This is a genomic window from Scytonema hofmannii PCC 7110 (assembly GCF_000346485.2).
Classification (GTDB): Bacteria; Cyanobacteriota; Cyanobacteriia; order Cyanobacteriales; family Nostocaceae; genus Scytonema; species Scytonema hofmannii.
In genome coordinates this window covers 9,390,163-9,408,106 of record NZ_KQ976354.1, presented here as the reverse complement: position 1 = coordinate 9,408,106, position 17,944 = coordinate 9,390,163, and the positions used below count along the sequence as shown (strand labels likewise).

At 41.6% G+C, this 17,944-nt stretch carries 10 protein-coding genes; 4 read left to right on the top strand and 6 right to left on the bottom strand.

Going from position 1 to position 17,944, the window contains the following annotated elements:
* Window positions 1–48 precede the first annotated feature (48 nt).
* The 3 genes from WA1_RS57650 (at window position 49) to WA1_RS39755 (ending at window position 3,017) form a co-directional block, all read left to right on the top strand.
* Window positions 49–204 carry a hypothetical protein gene (locus WA1_RS57650; RefSeq protein ID WP_158516758.1) on the top strand — a complete coding sequence of 52 codons (156 nt, stop codon included), beginning with the start codon at window positions 49–51 and terminating at the stop codon, window positions 202–204.
* 115 nt (window positions 205–319) lie between these two features.
* On the top strand, window positions 320–724 hold the full coding sequence (locus WA1_RS39760) for a ChuX/HutX family heme-like substrate-binding protein (RefSeq protein WP_017746181.1): 405 nt from the start codon (window positions 320–322) through the stop codon (window positions 722–724).
* Window positions 725–1,139: 415 nt separating this feature from the next.
* The gene (locus tag WA1_RS39755; RefSeq protein ID WP_158516757.1) at window positions 1,140–3,017 is read left to right on the top strand and encodes an FHA domain-containing serine/threonine-protein kinase; all 1,878 of its coding nucleotides are present in this window, start codon (window positions 1,140–1,142) and stop codon (window positions 3,015–3,017) included.
* A 563-nt stretch (window positions 3,018–3,580) separates the two neighbouring features.
* Here WA1_RS39755 and WA1_RS39750 read toward each other — a convergent pair.
* From WA1_RS39750 to WA1_RS39725, 6 genes are all read right to left on the bottom strand, one after another.
* Window positions 3,581–6,478, bottom strand: a complete 2,898-nt coding sequence (locus WA1_RS39750) for an NHLP bacteriocin export ABC transporter permease/ATPase subunit (protein WP_017746179.1) — start codon at window positions 6,476–6,478, stop codon at window positions 3,581–3,583.
* The gene (locus WA1_RS39745; protein ID WP_017746178.1) at window positions 6,471–8,705 is read right to left on the bottom strand and encodes an NHLP family bacteriocin export ABC transporter peptidase/permease/ATPase subunit; all 2,235 of its coding nucleotides are present in this window, start codon (window positions 8,703–8,705) and stop codon (window positions 6,471–6,473) included. Before WA1_RS39745 ends, WA1_RS39750 begins: the two co-directional genes overlap by 8 nt.
* A 139-nt stretch (window positions 8,706–8,844) precedes the next feature.
* On the bottom strand, window positions 8,845–10,299 hold the full coding sequence (locus WA1_RS39740) for an NHLP bacteriocin system secretion protein (RefSeq protein WP_017746177.1): 1,455 nt from the start codon (window positions 10,297–10,299) through the stop codon (window positions 8,845–8,847).
* Between the two features lie 77 nt (window positions 10,300–10,376).
* Window positions 10,377–11,492, bottom strand: coding sequence for a cyclic nucleotide-binding domain-containing protein (locus tag WA1_RS39735; protein WP_017746176.1), 1,116 nt, complete (start codon window positions 11,490–11,492; stop codon window positions 10,377–10,379).
* A gap of 28 nt (window positions 11,493–11,520) precedes the next feature.
* Window positions 11,521–12,744: a DUF7005 family protein gene (locus tag WA1_RS39730; protein ID WP_017746175.1), complete on the bottom strand. Its 1,224-nt coding sequence runs from the start codon at window positions 12,742–12,744 to the stop codon at window positions 11,521–11,523.
* Window positions 12,745–12,867: 123 nt separating this feature from the next.
* Window positions 12,868–13,629: a MinD/ParA family ATP-binding protein gene (locus WA1_RS39725; protein ID WP_017746174.1), complete on the bottom strand. Its 762-nt coding sequence runs from the start codon at window positions 13,627–13,629 to the stop codon at window positions 12,868–12,870.
* 498 nt (window positions 13,630–14,127) lie between these two features.
* Between WA1_RS39725 and WA1_RS39720 the strand changes: the two genes are divergently transcribed.
* Window positions 14,128–17,775, top strand: a complete 3,648-nt coding sequence (locus WA1_RS39720) for a WD40 domain-containing protein (RefSeq protein ID WP_017746173.1) — start codon at window positions 14,128–14,130, stop codon at window positions 17,773–17,775.
* The last annotated feature ends 169 nt before the right edge of the window (window positions 17,776–17,944 follow it).

Sequence of the window (17,944 nt, the reverse complement as noted above, 5' to 3'; positions counted from 1 at the left end):
TGCGCCTCTCTGCTGCAACCAAATTAGGTGAAGGTGGGCAACATATTCGTGCAAGCAAATTCCTTGATGATGCGTCGTGGTAGTGGTATCAAGTTTCCGCAGACAAAGGAACACGCAGGAACAGAGAAAATACTCAGACTTGGAAATTGGGCGATCGCATTACCGAAGCAAAACAGTTACTTCTCACTCCTGACGAGCGCATAGTGTTAACAGAAGCGAATGAGAATGAGGAACTGCCTAACTCACAGAATTTAATCTGTCATTAGTTTGTCTGCTCTAGTACCATAAAATTTAGACAAGAAAGAAAGGAAAATGAACGATGACAGCCACGTTAAAAGAATTTTTAGAAGCTTGTGAGACTTTGGGTACATTACGTCTTATTGTTACAAGTAGTGCTGCTGTCTTAGAAGCACGGGGTAAGATAGAAAAGCTGTTTTATGCAGAATTACCTAAAGGTAGATATGCGAATATGCATACCGAAGGTTTTGAATTTCATTTGAATATGGATAAAATTACTCAAGTAAAGTTTGAAACAGGAGAGGCAAAAAGGGGTAACTTTACCACTTATGCCATCAGATTGCTTGATGAAAAACAGGAACCAGCCCTCAGTGTCTTTTTGCAGTGGGGTAAGCCAGGAGAATATGAACCCGGTCAGGTAGAAGCTTGGCAGACCCTAAGAGAAAAGTATGGTGAAGTTTGGGAACCTGCACCAGTAACAATTTGACAGATCTCGTGAGTAAATGTTACTTACTTGTCTCTCTCGCACTTAACTCTAATGTAGGCGCAAGATTAGAGATCTCCAGAAATTAATTATGCATTACCCAAAAGTCTTTGTAGGGGCGCGGCGGCCTTGCGCCTTTACATCTTTTTCACGCCTATGTCTATTATGCGCCTCTACTAATAATCTTTCTCCAAAATGCGTTCATTTACGCGACTGCATCAATCTTGAAACACCTTCGGAATCTGGACATTCTTTGTTGTAGTTTAGTATATTCTTACCAAGAAGAGGTGTAATACTCCTATCCCGTCCGCAGACTACTTATTTAAATGAACCGCAAAGACGCAAAGAGCGCTAAGTAAAGAGGAGAAGAAGATCGGTAAGCTTGTAGCAGGAATGGAGTAAGACAAAACTATTTTTGGTGTCCCAGTCACTAGAGAGCAATGCGGTAATGCTAGCAGCGATCAACCCCGGAACTAGGATTAATAGTCGGTATCAAATTCAGAAGGTTCTTGGACAGGGAGGCTTCGGAAGAACTTACCTAGTATTTGATAGTCACCGTTTTGGTCACCCCTGTGTACTTAAAGAGTTTGTACCTGCGGGGATTGCAGAAGAGGTTGTTGCAAAATCCAGCGAGTTGTTCGAGAGAGAAGCTAGAGCTTTATATCAAATTAATCATCCTCAAGTTCCTAAATTTTTAGCGTGCTTTACAGAAGAAGAACGTTTGTTCATTGTACAGGAATATGTGAATGGAAAGACTTATGCTCAACTGTTACAAGAGCGTCTTGCTGAGCAAAATCAGGCGTTTTCTGAAGCTGAATTAGTCCAGTGGTTAAAGGATTTATTACCAGTTCTAAAGTACTTACATGAGATGAAAATTATTCATCGGGATATTTCTCTGGAGAATATAATGTTTTCTTTTGACCAAAAGAAACCCATGCTGATTGATTTTGGATTGGTTAAGGAAAAAGTCTCTCAAATTTGGTCGATTGGTACAGTACTGGGAAAAATTGGTTATTCTCCACCCGAACAACTGCGTCTGGGACATTCTTATCCTTCTAGCGATCTATATGCACTGGGAGTTTGTGCTATAGTTCTCCTGACAGGAAAAATGCCAGAGTTGTTGATAGATGAGTCTTTAGAGTGGCAATGGCAGTCTTACGTAAATCTCAACCATTCTCTGACTGAAATACTAGACAAAATGCTGGCAGAAAAACCCAAACAGCGTTATCAGTCAGCTCAAGAGATTCTGACTGAACTCCAAGTATTATATTGGTCTGATGAATTAGGTGCAAGCCAGTCACTGAAAAAAGTACAAATTGAGATCGATCCACTCAAGAAAGAGCGTGAAGTAGCAGAAATTGTAGATTCAGATGAATTTAAGCTTTTGGAACAACGAGCAAACGAGTTTAGGAAGAGGATTGATACAGCAACTAAATCTGAGTTTTCAGAAGAAGGACAAGTACAAGAGCGATCGCCCTCTTCTGAAAATTTAATCATCCCTCCACCATCTGACCTAGTCATAGTTGTTCCTCAACATCAGTTGCAAGTAGAAAGCTCTCCTTATCTTAATGCAAATTTTTTAGAGCGCTGTCGGCAAGAACTAACCCGTTTTGTTGGCTCGCTAGCCAATTTTCTACTCGACAAAGTTTCGAGTCAGTCACCACAAATGACACCCACAGAAGTTGTTGAAGCATTAGCAGTGGAAATTGCAAATCCTCAACACGTAGAAGAATTTAAAAATAACCTCAGAACTTTTACTGACTCTCAGGCAGAAATAGAGACATTTCAGCGTTCGACAGTAAACTTATCATCGAATACGGAGGATATTTGCAAACTACAGATAGTTCCCTTGCAAAATGCTTTACCTCCAACAGTCACTGTTCAGCCGATTAGTTCACAAATAGAAAATCAAATTCAACTTACGCACTCGGCATTACCAGTCAATAATGATATAACTCAATTGCAACGGGCAAAGATAAGTTTAATTCATCTCCTAACCAACAAACAAATTGCATTGCCCAAAAATCAATCTGTTATTCATATCGGTAAGCCAAACGATCGCAGACCTCCAGATATAGATGTTTCAGAATTTCCCAATGCGGGTATTGTTTCCCGAATTCATGCCAGTATTTACTTCCGGGGAGACGGTATATACGTAGAAGATTCGGGAAGTTCTAATGGTACCTATGTTAATGATATACGACTATTCGCAGGCGTCCAACGGCGCTTACAATCAGGTGATATTATAAGTTTAGGTCAGGGAAACTTGATAGCATTTTTATTCCAAGTTTCTTAGCATATTGAGTTGATAAGTAGTAACGATTCAAGCAATTATAAACAAACTAATTAACTGTGTTGAAAAATAGAAGCTATTTAGAAACTCGACTTAGGGACATTAATTCCAATCGGCAAGCAAACTCCGATAAAGAATGTGGTTATGCTAATATAAATATCAATAATCTTTTTTAGCAATTAAAGAAAATTTTTTTGTTCGAGTTTTTTGGTGAATTTTATTTAGAGGGTAACCGCAATGAATAACTCTATACAATTTAGTGTCGGCTTAGTTATAGTCTGCTTTTTAATACTCATGCTTTTGTGGTTACCGGATATACTAAGACGTGAGTAAATAAACTTAAGAGACTTCCAAATAAAAAAGTCTTCAAATATCTCTTGTGGTACGGGCGTCCCCGCCCGTTCTATGAAAAAAGTCTTCAAATATCTCTTGTGGTACGGGCGTCCCCGCCCGTTCTATACTAGTGACGGGCGGGACGCCCGTACCACAAGATTAGGTAATTTATTTGTTGGAAATCCCAAAGAGCGGGGTTTGGGGTGAGGTCTGTTTTAACTTCGCCGAACTCATCAATCTAATTGTCGTGCTACGAGTCGAGCAAATAACCCTTTTTGTTTAACCAGTGTCTCATAAGAACCTACTTCTACCAAGCGACCTGCTTCAATAACATAAATGCGATCGGCGTTGCGGATAGTACTGAGGCGGTGAGCAATGACTATTCGGGTAGCATTCATCTTGTCTAAACTCTCAGTCACAATTGCTTGGGTGCGATTGTCCAGAGCACTAGTCGCCTCATCCATAAGAATAATTTTCGGCTTTAACAAAAGAGCACGAGCAATCAATAGCCGTTGTCGTTGTCCTCCTGAAAGATTTGTACCACCCTCGCTAATGACAGTATGCATCCCCATTGGCAATTGCTCAATATCCTCAGCAAACCCTGCCATCCGTGACGCTTGCCAAGCTTCATCTAGGGTTACCAATGCTCCACAAGTAATATTTTCAAATAACGATCCTGAGTTTATTCGACCATTTTGCAATACGACTCCCAACTGTCTTCGTACCGCTTGGATGTCTAATCCTGACAAATCTTGACCATCGTAATAAACAGTTCCACTGAGCGGTGTCTCAAATCCTAATAACAAACGAAATATAGTTGATTTGCCACTGCCACTCGGACCAACAAAGGCAATAAATTCTCCTGGTTCTGCATATATGGTGACATCATCGAGAGTTAAAGGTCCATCATCACGGTAGCGGAACGTGAGATGCTCTAAGTGAATTCTCCCTGTTAATCGACCTGGATCGGCTTTAGTCGGATCGGATTCTGGCGTCCCTTGAATAATGGGCTTGGCTCTCTCCCACAAGGGGACAATTCCTAAAATGTCGGTCAGAGTATTGCTTAAGTCCGTTACGCCAGAGATGAAAGTTCCAAAAGCTGCGTTAAAAGCTAAAAATGTACCCATATTTAGCCCACTACCGCCTTTGGCTTGAGCTGCTTGAATAAACAGGATTGCAAACCAGAATAGAAGTACAGAACTTATCAACGGTAGTGCTTCATTAAATACGGTTACACTGTCATCAATTCGTTTAATACCAGCTTTAATTTTGGTTCTCCAGCTGTACTTCTTTGCCCAAGCAGCAAAAGCCCGCCCTTCTGCTGCTGCGACTCGCAGCTTTGATACCCCGTTAATCAATTCCACAGTTAGCCCGTTAATTTCACCATCCACTGTCTCTTGTTGCCGATTTTTACGTACCAGCATTGTGCTAGAAGTCACTGTTACGATGACTGCTACAAGGGTTAAACCTATGCCCACTAGAGCGAGAGGTACGCTATAAACGAACATCAGCCCTAAATTTAACAGGGAAAAAATTGAACTCAAGAGAGTCCGTTGAGTAGCGCCACTGAGTTGACTGCGAATTTGAGTGACTGCTAACACGCGAGTCAGTAGGTCACCTGAGGAGTAAGTGCGAAAAAACGCGGGTTTAAGATTGAGCAATCGATCCCATACAGCTGGCTGTAAGGAAGCATCAGCAGAGTTTTCAACTCGTAACGATAATATGCCTTGAGCAAGTTGAAATGCTGCTTGTCCAAACGCTGCAGCAAATAATCCCAGCCCAATTTGTAATAATAGGACGCGATCGCTGTCAGGAATGGCATCATTCACTAACATTGCTGTTGCTTGGGGTGTGACCATTCCCATGAGAGTTCCTAATACCCCCAGCAAGAATACACCTACCATTTCTTTGGTATTACCCCTAGTCCCAAACTGGAATAATTCCAGGGCGTTGCGAACCAATATTGGCAATGGTCGGTAGAACATTTGGGCTTCTAGCGATAGCGTTTTTGCGATCGCTGGAGTGACTAGCTTGCGACTTCGTTCTACAGGGTCAAATAAAACGTAACGATTGCCCTTATTTGGTAACAATGCTACCGGGTTTTTGTCTGGTTCAGTGTAAGCCAATAATGGACCGTGCTCCTCTTTCCACCAATCACCTGCTAAGAGCACTCGACGGGTACGAAATTGTGATGCTCGAGCAATTGCTTCTAATGGATCTTTCACACGATTGAGGTCTTCCGATTGAGCGGGAGGATGAATTGTAATTCCTAATGCTCGACCGACGGCTCCTGTAGCAATTAACAGTGGTGTTCCTTCCTGAAAATAAGCAGTTTTTTGTGGTTCTAAAACCGTGGTTAACTCTCCGAGTGCTACCTCTGTCGCTTGGCTATTTAATTGTTGACGTTCTAGAAAAAGGCGAAAATCCCGTTCTTTGTTCTTAAGAACCAGTAAATTCAAGTAGTGGAAAAAGTAAGTATGCAATTGAGCTAAACTATTCGGTATTTGCTCAATATTTTCTAAATCTCGTGTTCGCGCAATATGTAATTCTGTTAACTCTTTTGCCTCCAACCACATACCAGAGGCTAGGGGAAAGACTGTTGAGGTCTTGTTTAACGTCAGTCCCTCAATTCCCATCCACTTGACACTGCCATCATCTAGATGTACCCAAACAACTTCATTTACAGAGCATGAGAGCGTCTGTTCTTTCTGTAAAGACAAGTAGTGTGAGTTATTGATGTGTTCCACATTCATGGGAACAACTAATTGAGCCTTACTGACGACATTCCCCAAGTTTTCGATCCAACCTTCAACAAGAGCGATCGCCTCAACACGAGCTGCTGTAGAACCAGCAGTAAAATCTGCTATCGGTAGTGGTAGTAATTCTGTTTCTTCTAAAGCCACTGCCAGAATACCCCATTGCTCCCAAAGCTCTGAACCAAATAGCGCATCACCTGTACCTACACTAAACAAGTAGCGACGATGACCCTTTGGTTCTCCTTTTTCAACTTGAGTCGCAAACAGTACAAGAGTACCAGATTGAACGACCCAAAACGTTTGCGGGTCGTTCAACAGCAGTGGTTCGTTACCTTTTATATGATATATTTTTTCATTAAGATTTAATTCAAGCATGGCTTACCGTTTCTTTTTGTTTCTCTTCAATGCTGACCAAACGAGCATATGTTCCCCTGAGTGTACGTAATTGCTCGTGGGTACCTCTTTGCACAACTTTGCCACGATCGAGCACAATAATTTCATCACAATCCCGAATTGTACTGAGTCGGTGAGCGACTACAATACACGTACAACCACGTCGCCGCAAGTTCCGATCGATAATCAACTCTGTTTCTGCATCAAGAGCACTTGTTGCCTCATCAAGCACTAATACTCTTGGATTCCTGACTAAAGCCCTGGCAATTTCTAAGCGCTGGCGCTGTCCTCCGCTCATGTTGACTCCCCCCTCTAACAAAGGCGCGTCATATCCTCCTGGCATATTTAGGATCAGGTCATGAATTTCTGCATCAATACATGCCTGCACTAAATCCGATTCTGGAACAGTTGAATCCCAAAGGGTTAAATTTTCTCGAACTGTTCCAGCAAACAGAAAGATATCTTGCTCAACCATTGCTAAAGAATTAGCAAGAACGGAACGTGGAATTTGGGTTCGAGGTATTCCATCAAGCAAAATTTCACCTCCCCATGGCTGGTATAAACCCGTAACGAGTTTGGCAACTGTAGACTTACCCGAACCACTACCTCCTACAAACGCTACCCGATAACCGGGCTTCAAAACCACATTTAATTTTTCGATCAAAGGAGGTTCCAAACGGCTGTAGCCAAAGGAAAGATTGCGTAATTCTACGTAACCTTGCAACTGAAACGAATCTTGTGCGATAGTATGCACGGGATTTCCTTCACTCTCAGAAGTGCGATCGGATTCGGAGTCAGTGGGGTTCTGAAGAACATCATCAAGTCGGTTGAGATCTGCTTCTAGCTCCTGTAACGTACTGCCAAAATTCATGAGATTGTTAACTGGCTCAAGAAATTCCCTTGTAAGAGATTGATAGGCGACTAGCATCCCGATACTCAAACTACCATTCATGACTCGGAAACCTCCAACAACTAGGATAGAGGCTGTTGCTAATGCCGTTAATAATGTAGGCAATGTTGTCAGCATTTGGGTAGGGAATGCCAATTGTTGCTGAGCATTAAGTGTTTTGGCATAATATCCAGCAAACTTAGAGAATAGATCGAACTCCAAGCCGCTAGCCTTAACCGTTTCCATGGACTGAATTCCACTAATAGCAACGCCAGCAACTTTGCCCGTTTCCTGAGCAACTTTCATACTGGCATCAACACGGTTACGCGATAAAGATTGCAGTGCAAAAAAGTTGAATGCAGCAAAGAAAACAGCGACAAGCGTCAAGATCCAGTCGTACAAAATCATAATTAGAGCGTAAAAGACGATCATGACTGTATCAATGACTGTGGTAGCAAGCCGTCCAGATAGGACGTCAGCAACTTTATCATTAAGTTCGTTACGACTGCTAATTTCACCTGTGAAACGTTGAGCGTAAAACCCAATTGGTAAGCGCAAAGTATGCCAAAGAAACTGTCCTGACATAGAAACCGACAGCTTGATCATTAATCGTCGTAAATAAAGCAGCCTCATCCGTGCGAGCAGCCCTTGACCCAAGGCAGTCAATAGCATTCCTATTAACAAAGGTTTTAACCACTCTTGACGATTTTCTACAAGAATTTCATCAACAAAGACTTGAGTAAAAGCTGGCACAGCCAAACGAGGAATTGTCAGTAATAACCCTGCTAATAAACAAAATATAATTGCTCCACGAGAGCTTTTCAGACGTGAAACTAACGCAATAGCAATATTTTTTTTCCTTCCACCCTTCTTAAATTCTGCTCCTGGCTCCATCAATAAAACGACACCAGTATAGGCTTCATCAAATTCCTCCATAGACATTGACCTGCGCCCACCGCCTGGATCGTTAACATAAGCACGGTCTTTAGAAAACCCCTCCACTACCAAAAAATGATTGAAGTTCCAAAAAACAATGTATGGAGGGCGCAAATTTTTTAAGTCTTCTATAGACTTTTTGAAACCTTTCGCATCTAAACCGTAAAGTCTAGCTGCTTTCAATACATTAGATGCTTTACTTCCATCTCGCGAAACCCCGCACTCACGTCGCAATTCAGTTAAGGGGACAATGCGACCGTAGTAGCCTAAAATCATTCCCAAGCTAGCAGCGCCGCATTCCACCGCCTCCATTTGGAGAACTGTAGGAGTACGTACATGAGATGGACGCTGTCGCCAAAACTTTAAATTTAAACTGAAAAGCATAATTTGGTTAGTGGTTAGTTGTTAGTGGTTAGTTGTTAGTGGTTGGTGGTTAGTGGTTAGTGGTTGGTGGTTAGTAGCTAATAACAACTAACAACTATCAACTATCAACTAACAACTATCAACTAACCACTAACGTTTTTTAATAAACACCAGTTAGAGACTTAAAGATAGGAATTACGTAGGAAATGGGTGCTTGTTGCCCAACTTGTATCCGGACTTGTGTGGTGGTACCTGATGAAATTTCGAGTGATGGTCCTTTAGAAGAAGACCATTTGTAGCCACTGGTGGTGTTTGGGTCTAATTCTAATTCAGCAAAGACTTGTATGGTGGCGCTACCAGTACTGGACAGATTTTGCGTAATACTGTTTGCCAAATTTTCGTTACCGATAATTGCTGCAATATCTTGGTTTGTCACTGGAAATGGCGTAACCTGAGTGACTTTCCCAACAATACCGCCAAAGCGTTCGCGCTTGACTGTGCTAGGAGTGACTTGTACGGGCATTTTTGGCTGAATTTGTTTGCCGTCTTTGTCAGCAAGATAAATGACACTCATCAGTTGAGCGTTGTTATCTTCAATTTCAATTGACGCAATGCGCGAACCAGCTCCGATCGCTTGACCTGGAGCAGTAGCCACTTCTAGCACTCGACCATTGTATTGACTGGTTATTTTGCTTTTTTTAGCTAACTCCAACTCTAGTTGAGCAATCCGACGCTTGGTTTCTTGGGCTTGATTGCTTTTATTAATCAATTGCTCTCGATTTTGTTGCGCTAACTGAGCTATTTGTACATCCAGATTTTGAATTTGGGTATTAATTTCTTTAATGGAGTTAAGATTTTTTAAATACTCAGCTTGTGCTTGGGATTCTTGGCTATCAATTTCTTTAAGCTGCGCTTCTAAATCTGACACTTTTGTCAGACTGTCGGTATAGTCTTGTTGAACTTGCAACAGCGTATCTTCGTTAATGGCTCCTTGATCTCTAAGCTGACGTCGAATCTCGAACCGTTTTTTTAAGGTTGGAATTAAGGCTTTGCTTTGTGCCAAACTCTGCTGTAAACTTGCACGTCGTTGTATCAGGGATTTGAGGTTTTTTTCAAGCAGAATCGGTCCGTACTCCTCAGTAGTACGCAGGTTTTTCAGTAACACTTCTCGCTGCTTCTCTATATTCTGCTGTTGGAGCGTAATGGACTGCTTTTGCAAATTACCAGTTTCTTGGTTCTGTCTGAGCAATTCTGTCAGCTTCGATCGCTCTTGCTGTAATTGTTGCTTGAGTTGGGGTTGGTCGATAGTACCGATAACGTCCCCTCGCTTAATTGTTTGCCCTGGTTTAATATTAAGTGTCAAAATTTGACCTTCACTTGGCACTTGAAATGGCACCACATTACGAGGTCGGATGAGTACGCCCTGACCGCTGACAGTAACTGGAATTCTGCCGAATACACTCCAAGCAACAGCTGCAACAATTAAGCAGCCAATCGTAGTCAAGGGTATCCAGGCGTTACGGCTAACGACACGCATCATCTCGTCTAGCCGTTCTGGTGAAGATAAGCGTTCTACAGCTTCCTGACGAAAAATTTTGTTTCCTTGAGTTTGCATTTAAATAATCCTGTAAAACTAAGTAGTGAGGAGCGTCATTTGTTATTTGTCACTGGTCACTGGTCACTGGTCACTGGTCACTGGTCACTGGTCACTTTCAAACGTTTGAGCATCCAGTCAAATCTAGTACCTCCTAAAAAAAGGTTGTCCATCATATTCAAATCAATTTCATCCTCGTATTTAACATCTTGAGATAACCTCCGCCCTACTTGGTAAGGGCTTCTACCATATCCCAAACGACTGATGAGTCCTTGGAGCCGAGCAGCAAGAAGCATAGCTATAACTCGGTATAAACGAGATCCCATAGCTGGATTTTGTTGAAGCTTGATCGCGATCTGTTGCTTTTTAACAGCTAACACTTGGGAATTTTCCACAGCTTTAAAGGTATAGGCTGGTAAGCGTGCATCTATTAAAGCTGTTTCACCAATAATTTCACCACTTGAGACTGAGGCAATTTCTTGTGCAAGGCTGGAGTCGCTTTGTCCGTTATCTTCTAAAAGTGTAAAAACACGGGATAAAGAGTTTTGCGTATTTCCACTGAAAAAAACTGACACTTTTCCATGTAGTAATACGTAGAGGTATTCTACCGCTCTACCTGCTCGAATCAGAACACTGTCAGCAGGAAGCGTTTCAACATGACTGTGCTCAATCATCCAGTCAATATCACTATCACTGAGTTCGCCAAAGAGCAAAGGAACATCTTGCAAAGGCGGAATTTTTATATTTTGACGACGTGTAAACTTACTTACCAAGCGCTCAAAGCGGTCTAAGAGCAGGATGGCAAGCGCACGGTAAAATCGGGTTGCAAATTCCAAATCTTGCCGAAGTGCTGTTAGCAAATGCTGGCTGGGTAAGGCTAGAACAACTGAATTTTCTACTGCTTTTACCGTAGTTGTTGAGGGGCTGAAGTTGAGGAAAGATATTTCACCTAGCACCTCGCCACTAGAGAAACGAGCGATTTCTTGCTCTAAGTCGTTGTCATCTTCTAAAGCAGCAAAAACACTAGCTAAAGTACTTTCTTGGTTTCTGCTGATACTAGCGCTTAAAGTGCCTTCAAGAATGAGATAAAAAGTGTCAAGACTGCTCTGCTGCTGGATCAAGACTGAGCCAGCAGCAATTCTCTGTTGACGACCATTGGCAGTCATCCAGCTAATATCACTATTACTTAACTGTTGGAGCAGAACTTCTGTCATAAGCTTAATTTTTGAACTATGGTTGCTGTTAGTTTTTATCGGCGTGCAGCTCGTTGCCAACCAAAGAAGTGAACAATTGTTGCTGTTGACGATAGTAAGCATCTTCCAGTAAGGACTTGCCTGATTCACAAGCTAATTCTTCTAGTGTTAGAGTCGTCAAAGCAATCAATGTTAAAACTTGTTCTGTTACAGTTCTCGATCGTCGTGAATATTGTTTATCAAAACATTCTACGTTTTCCGCTGCGCTTTTAACTAATGCTTGAAGAATCTTAAATGCTTTGTCTGACAGGGGTGGTTCGCCCCTATAGTTTTGTAACCTGCCACCCTCACGGTACAAAGGAAATGACTCTAAGCCAACAAAATGTAAAAACCAGTCAGATCGGTAGTGCTCAATAGCAGCTACGATACCTCTATAGTCAGCTATTAATTCATCAAAAATGTTATTACGCATTGAGCCAAGAAAGCGGCGAGTAAAGTAATGCGTACATTCATGTTCTAACCGAATTTTTAAAGAAAGTTGCTGCCACTGTGTTTCACTCAATCCCAGATCGCTTGCAGCTATATTGCTGTAAAAACCGGGACTGACAATGATAAACCGATCTTGATACAATTCCTTGTGCGGTATCAAGCGCTTAAATTCGTTGTTCCAGTCAGTTTCAGAGTATTGAGCTTGTTGGTTCTCCCACTGCTGCCGATATTGGCGTATGCGCTCCCAATTGTTGTAGCCACTTACAATACAGGCTCCCATAGAATCAGGTACTGGTTGCGGTTCGTTCTTTTGAGTGAGGGCTTGTACTAAGCTCACAAAATCTTTGCGGTTACCAGTCACGATCGCCGGAATTAAACCTGCTAGAGATTGATACAACTGAATCTGTAGTTTTTCGGGTTCGCTCAAAATTAACCCTGTTGCGTTCACAAAGTGACTCTGAAAGAGTATCGCCATACTATCCAACAGCTTACCTTGACGAGTCGCGGCACGATAGGTTTTTGTTTCACTCATACCAGCCACTATTGGGAACTGAAGTTGGATAAGACTTTGTTTCAAGACAGTATAAGCTCCTTCAGTTTCAGCTTGTGCTACGTACCGTTTCCAAGCTGAGATATAAGGTTCTGCTGGAGGTGGGAAAGTTTGAGGAAACTGCCACCTATCATGACCAAATATGTTTTGGTTATATGCGAGCAGTTCTGTTATTTCACTGTTGCTAGCACCAAAAGCTACTAGAACATTAGTTCGGAATTGCAGAGCGTCCATTGAGAGCAAGCATTTTGTAAATGAGTGAGTGAATAAACATAGTTACACAAAAAATTGTTTGACTGAATTTGACCAAAAATTCAGTCAAATTCATCAGGTTCTTCACAAGAGAACGCTTATTTCTTAAACCATAATTTTTTCCGCTACTCTTTCTATTGCCTGAGTTATGGGATGGCGGGGGTAGTTTAGAGAAAATATGCCACTACTTGCAAGCCGAAGCAAGTCTTCTGACTCTGGAATAATACCGACAACTGGAGTTTTGTAAGTTTGTTCAACTTGCTGTCGGAGATCCTGATAGTCGTACTCTCTCAAGGCTTTATTAATGACCAGTAACAACTTAGGGACTTTCAGCCTCTGTGCGACATCTACAGTGACTGCAGTGCCTTGAAAATCTTGCCGATCCGGTCTCAGTACCAACAAGACGATATCAGAAGTTGTTAGTGAAATTAGAGTCTCCTGATTAAGACCGGGATGGGTATCTATGAGAAGGTAGTCAAGTTTAAGACTCTTAATAAGCTCTTGGAAGCCCTCAAGTAGAAGTTCAACGTCAAATCGTTCGCGCAGTATACGGGATATATCGTTTAGTTTAACACTTGCAGGAACCAAATAGATAGCACTACGAGCATTTCCTTGGTCTTTGAGTACAGAAGTAACATCATGGGCAGCATCAATAATTCTACACTGAGACCAAAGGAACTCATTGAGAGTACGTTTTATTTTTCCTTCATCTAAGCCAAATAGCATATGAATTCCAGGTGATGCTAGGTCGGTATCAACAATACCTACACGATGACCCTTGCGAGCAATCACTGTCGCCAGATTAGCTGTAGAGTTTGACTTGCCAGTGCCACCTCTATAAGAGTGAATGGAGACAATTTTTGACATAGTAAATATTTCCGTTGTCAACTCTTACACTTTGCACTAAGTGCGTAATCTCACTAGGTACTAATAACTCCTTCCAAAGTACCACTTATTATATCTATATTATTAGACTGAATCTGGGAGAAAAAGTGATAACTTTAGATAACTTTAGGGAATAAAAAGAAGTATTTTTATGCAAACTCAGACCCTAGAATCTAAAATAGAAATTAAGTAGGTGGGTGGGAAAAAACAGAACTATATAACTTCATATATATTATAAAATCTAAATATTACAACTTGTATATCAAAGGAGGTGGACGAGCTAGATGGTCTGTCTAGTAACCCAAGTTGCTAGTTGTATATTCAGGCGATCGCATGAGGTCATTTAAATCATAAAAGCCCCCATTCTTGTTACAAGATGCCAGTAAGTTTATTTGCTGGATAAAGTTAAGATTAATGAATTCACTCCGAAATTTTGATACTTCTCTTGTTCTTCTTTTATATAAATAAACCTATAAATTTATGGACGCTCAACAAGCTTTAGCTTTTGTTGACGCTTTGGTATTTACGAAAAAAGGTAAGCATCTGAGCGATTTGCAAAGGCTGATTCTGCAATCGTTTTGGTCAGATCCGTGTCTGCGCTACGATGACATTGCCAAAAGCTACGGCTACTCGGTGGGTTACCTCAAGCAAGATGTCGGACCTAAGTTATGGTTGCTGCTGTCGGAGGTTTGCGGTGAAAAAGTGAGTAAAACCAATTTTCGCTCGGCTTTAGACAGGCGATCGCATCAGATAGATATCACTCCGCTGGTTGAGGACAGTTTACCCATAACAAGGTTTAGTGAGAAGGTGATTGATACAACCGAGCTATCGCCAGCTTTGGTCAACACTCCAGTCGGTGGGACGACAAGATATCAAGACTGGGGAGATGCACCTGATGTTTCCGTTTTCTACAATCGCATTCAAGAACTGGCTACCCTAGAACAATGGATAGTGGCCGATCGCTGTCGCTTGATTGTCTTGCTAGGAATGGGAGGAATCGGTAAAACCCATCTTAGCGTTAAGTTAGCCGCACAAATTCAGAACCATTTTGAATATTTGATTTGGCGATCGCTAGCCCAAGCGCCTTCTTTACAACAACTGGCGATCGACCTCCTCAGATTTTTAACTCAAGGAGAGGAAAACAATTTACCAATTAGATTTGAGGAGCAAATTTCGTATCTGATTCATATTTTGAAAAAAAACCGATGTTTGTTGATACTAGATAATACCGAGACGATTTTAAGAAGTGATGTCTTAACAGGTCAATATCAAGAAGGCTATGAGGATTATAGAACATTTTTTCAACGGCTAGGAGAATGCAATCATAACAGTTGCTTGCTGCTAACTACGAGAGAAAAACCTAAAGAAATTGCCTTAATGCAAGGAGAAACCTTACCCGTTCGCTCTTTAAAATTAAACGGCTTGAATTTCCAAGCCGCGCAGAAACTTTTGCAATTAAAAGGCTGCTTTTTAGAGTCGGAGGAATCCTATCACGTTTTAATCGAAAACTATGGCGGTAATCCTTTAGCCTTAAAAATTGTTGCTTCCATAGCAGCCGATTTGTTTGATGGGAATATTTCCGAACTTTTGAGAAAAAAATCTTTAGTCTTTGGCGAAATCAACGAAGTTTTAGAACAGCAATTTAATCGTTTACCTTTTTCAGTCAAAAGCTTTTTATACTGGTTAACTCTTGAACAAGAACCAATCGATGAAAGCAATTTGAGTGTAGTCACTTTTCCAGACTTCTCACACAAATTAATTATTGAAACTATCCAATCGCTGTGGCATCATTCTTTTTTGGAGAAAAAGAACAAAAAACTTTTTTTACAACCTGTTGTTAGAGAATATTTCCAGAACAAGCTCGTCGAGCAAATTCTGGAAGAGATTGAGAGTGAGAATCTAGTTTTATTAAACCAGTATCCTTTACTCAAATCAAGAGCTAAAGAATATCTCAAACAAACTCAGATTCAACTACTTATTAAACCTTTATTAGATAGGCTGTTAACCTTTTATAAAAATCTCAAAAATATTGAGATAAAATTCCAAAAAATTCTCGCAAACCTACAAAAAAATACGACGTTATCTCCGGGATACGCAGCTGGAAACATTATTAATCTTTTATGTCAGCTTCAAGTTGAACTAAGCGGATATGACTTCTCAAATTTAACTGTTTGGTCTGGCTGTTTACAAAATACTAACTTACAAAATGTCAATTTTACTCGTGCCGATCTCAGTCAGTCAGTATTTGCAAAACAGTTAACCAGCATTTTATCTGTTGCCTTTAGTCCCGATAGCAGATTACTTGCCACTGGAGATGTGAATGGAGAAATTCACTTATGGCAAATTGCCGATGGTCAGCCGATTCTCAACTGTAAAGGACATGCAGGTTGGGTACATTCAATTACTTTTAGTCCCGATGGAAAAATGCTCTGTAGCGCTAGCAGCGACCATACTGTGAAATTATGGGATGTGTCCGACGGCAGTTGCCTGAAAACGCTGGTAGGACATCATCAACGAGTTCGTTCAGCTGTTTTTAGTCCAGATGGCAAGCTAATAGCCAGTGGTGGAAGCGATGCAACAATCAGACTCTGGGATACTAATAGCGGTCAATGTCTAAAAGTTTTGTCAGGACATAAAAGTTATATTTGGTCTGTCGTTTTCTCTCCTGATGGCAGCATGATTGCCAGTGGGAGTGAAGATAAGAGTATTAAACTTTGGCATGTGAACATGGGTGAATGTCGGCAAACGCTATTAGAACATAATCGTTGGGTACGAACGCTAGCATTTAGTCCCGATAGCAAGTTTTTGGTAAGTGGCAGTGGCGATCGCAAGATCAAAATTTGGGAAATTAAAACTGGCAAATGTTTGAGAACACTCACAGGACATACTCAAAGATTGCGATCGGTCGCCTTTAGTCCAGATGGCAAGCTGATAGCTAGTGGTAGTGGCGATCGCACGGCCAGACTTTGGAGTGTTGCTGACGGAAAATGCCTCAAAACCCTACACGGTCATAACAATCTTTTAACCTCAGTCGCTTTTAGTCCTGATGGGACAATTTTGGCCACTGGCGGAGAAGATCGATCCGTGCGACTATGGGAAGTCAACACGGGTAGCTGCATCGATATTTGGCAAGGTTACGGCAGTTGGATTCAATCAGTCGCCTTCAGTCCCGATGGAAAAACCTTAGCCAGTGGTAGTGAAGATAAGACTGTCCGATTGTGGAATCTTGAGGAGGCTCAATCTTTAAAAACTCTGCCAAGTTCAATTGCCTTGGAAGGACATCGAGGATGGGTCTGTTCCGTCGCATTTAGTCCTGATGGCAAACATCTTGCCAGTGGTAGTAGCGATTATAGTGTCAAGCTTTGGGATGTAGGGACAGGTCAATGCCTAAAAACCTTACAAGGACATAGTCGTTGGATTGGTTCGGTGGCGTTTAGTCCCGATGGACTGACGCTAGCCAGTTGCGGTGGTGACTACACTGTCAAGTTATGGGATGTCATTACAGGAAACTGCTTAAAAACTTTACACAGACACGCAGGTTGGTTGTGGTCTGTCCAATTTAGTCCCGATGGGGTGACACTGGCGAGTGCTTCTGAAGACAAAACTATTAAACTGTGGGATATTTGCACGGGTAAATGTATAAAAACGCTCGTGGGGCATACTAGCTGGGTACAAGGAATATCTTTTAGTCCCGATGGCAAAGTTTTGGCGAGTGCAAGTTGTGATTGCAGTATCCGCTTATGGGAAGTCGTTACAGGAGAATGTTTAAAAACGTTACGGGGACACACGAGTTGGGTACAGTCAGTAGCATTTAGTCCAAATGGGGAAATTTTAGCCAGTGGTAGTTGTGACCAAACCGTGAAGCTTTGGAATTTAAGTACAGGGAAATGTCAGCAAACGATACTAGCTCATCAGAGTTGGGTTTGGTCGGTGGCGTTTAGTCCCGATGGGAAGACTGTGGTCAGCGGTGGTCAAGATGAAACGATCCAACTCTGGGATATTCAAACAGGAAAATGCCTAGGTATGTTGAGAACAAAACGACCCTATGAAGGAATGTGTATCGCGGAAGCGAAAGGTTTAACAGAAGTTCAACAGGAAGCCTTAAGATTTTTAGGCGCAGTAGAGTAGACATCTCCAGAAATTAATTATGAATTATCCAAAAGTCTTGGTAGGGGCGCAAGGCATTGCGCCCCTACATCTTTTCCACCAGATGTCTATTGCGCCCTTACATCTTTTTCCCCAGATGTCTAGTAGATAACAATTTGCGACTTCTTCAAGAAGTCGAGAATTTAACCAA

Bases quoted from the DNA above. Each gene is read 5' to 3' on its own strand.
- WA1_RS39750 (WP_017746179.1), bottom strand. From the start codon at position 6,478: ATGCTTGAATTAAATCTTAATGAAAAAATATATCATATAAAAGGTAAC.
- WA1_RS39735 (WP_017746176.1), bottom strand. From the start codon at position 11,492: ATGACAGAAGTTCTGCTCCAACAGTTAAGTAATAGTGATATTAGCTGG.
- WA1_RS39720 (WP_017746173.1), top strand. From the start codon at position 14,128: ATGGACGCTCAACAAGCTTTAGCTTTTGTTGACGCTTTGGTATTTACG.
- WA1_RS39740 (WP_017746177.1), bottom strand. From the start codon at position 10,299: ATGCAAACTCAAGGAAACAAAATTTTTCGTCAGGAAGCTGTAGAACGC.
- WA1_RS39725 (WP_017746174.1), bottom strand. From the start codon at position 13,629: ATGTCAAAAATTGTCTCCATTCACTCTTATAGAGGTGGCACTGGCAAG.
- WA1_RS39745 (WP_017746178.1), bottom strand. From the start codon at position 8,705: ATGCTTTTCAGTTTAAATTTAAAGTTTTGGCGACAGCGTCCATCTCAT.
- WA1_RS39760 (WP_017746181.1), top strand. From the start codon at position 320: ATGACAGCCACGTTAAAAGAATTTTTAGAAGCTTGTGAGACTTTGGGT.
- WA1_RS39730 (WP_017746175.1), bottom strand. From the start codon at position 12,744: ATGGACGCTCTGCAATTCCGAACTAATGTTCTAGTAGCTTTTGGTGCT.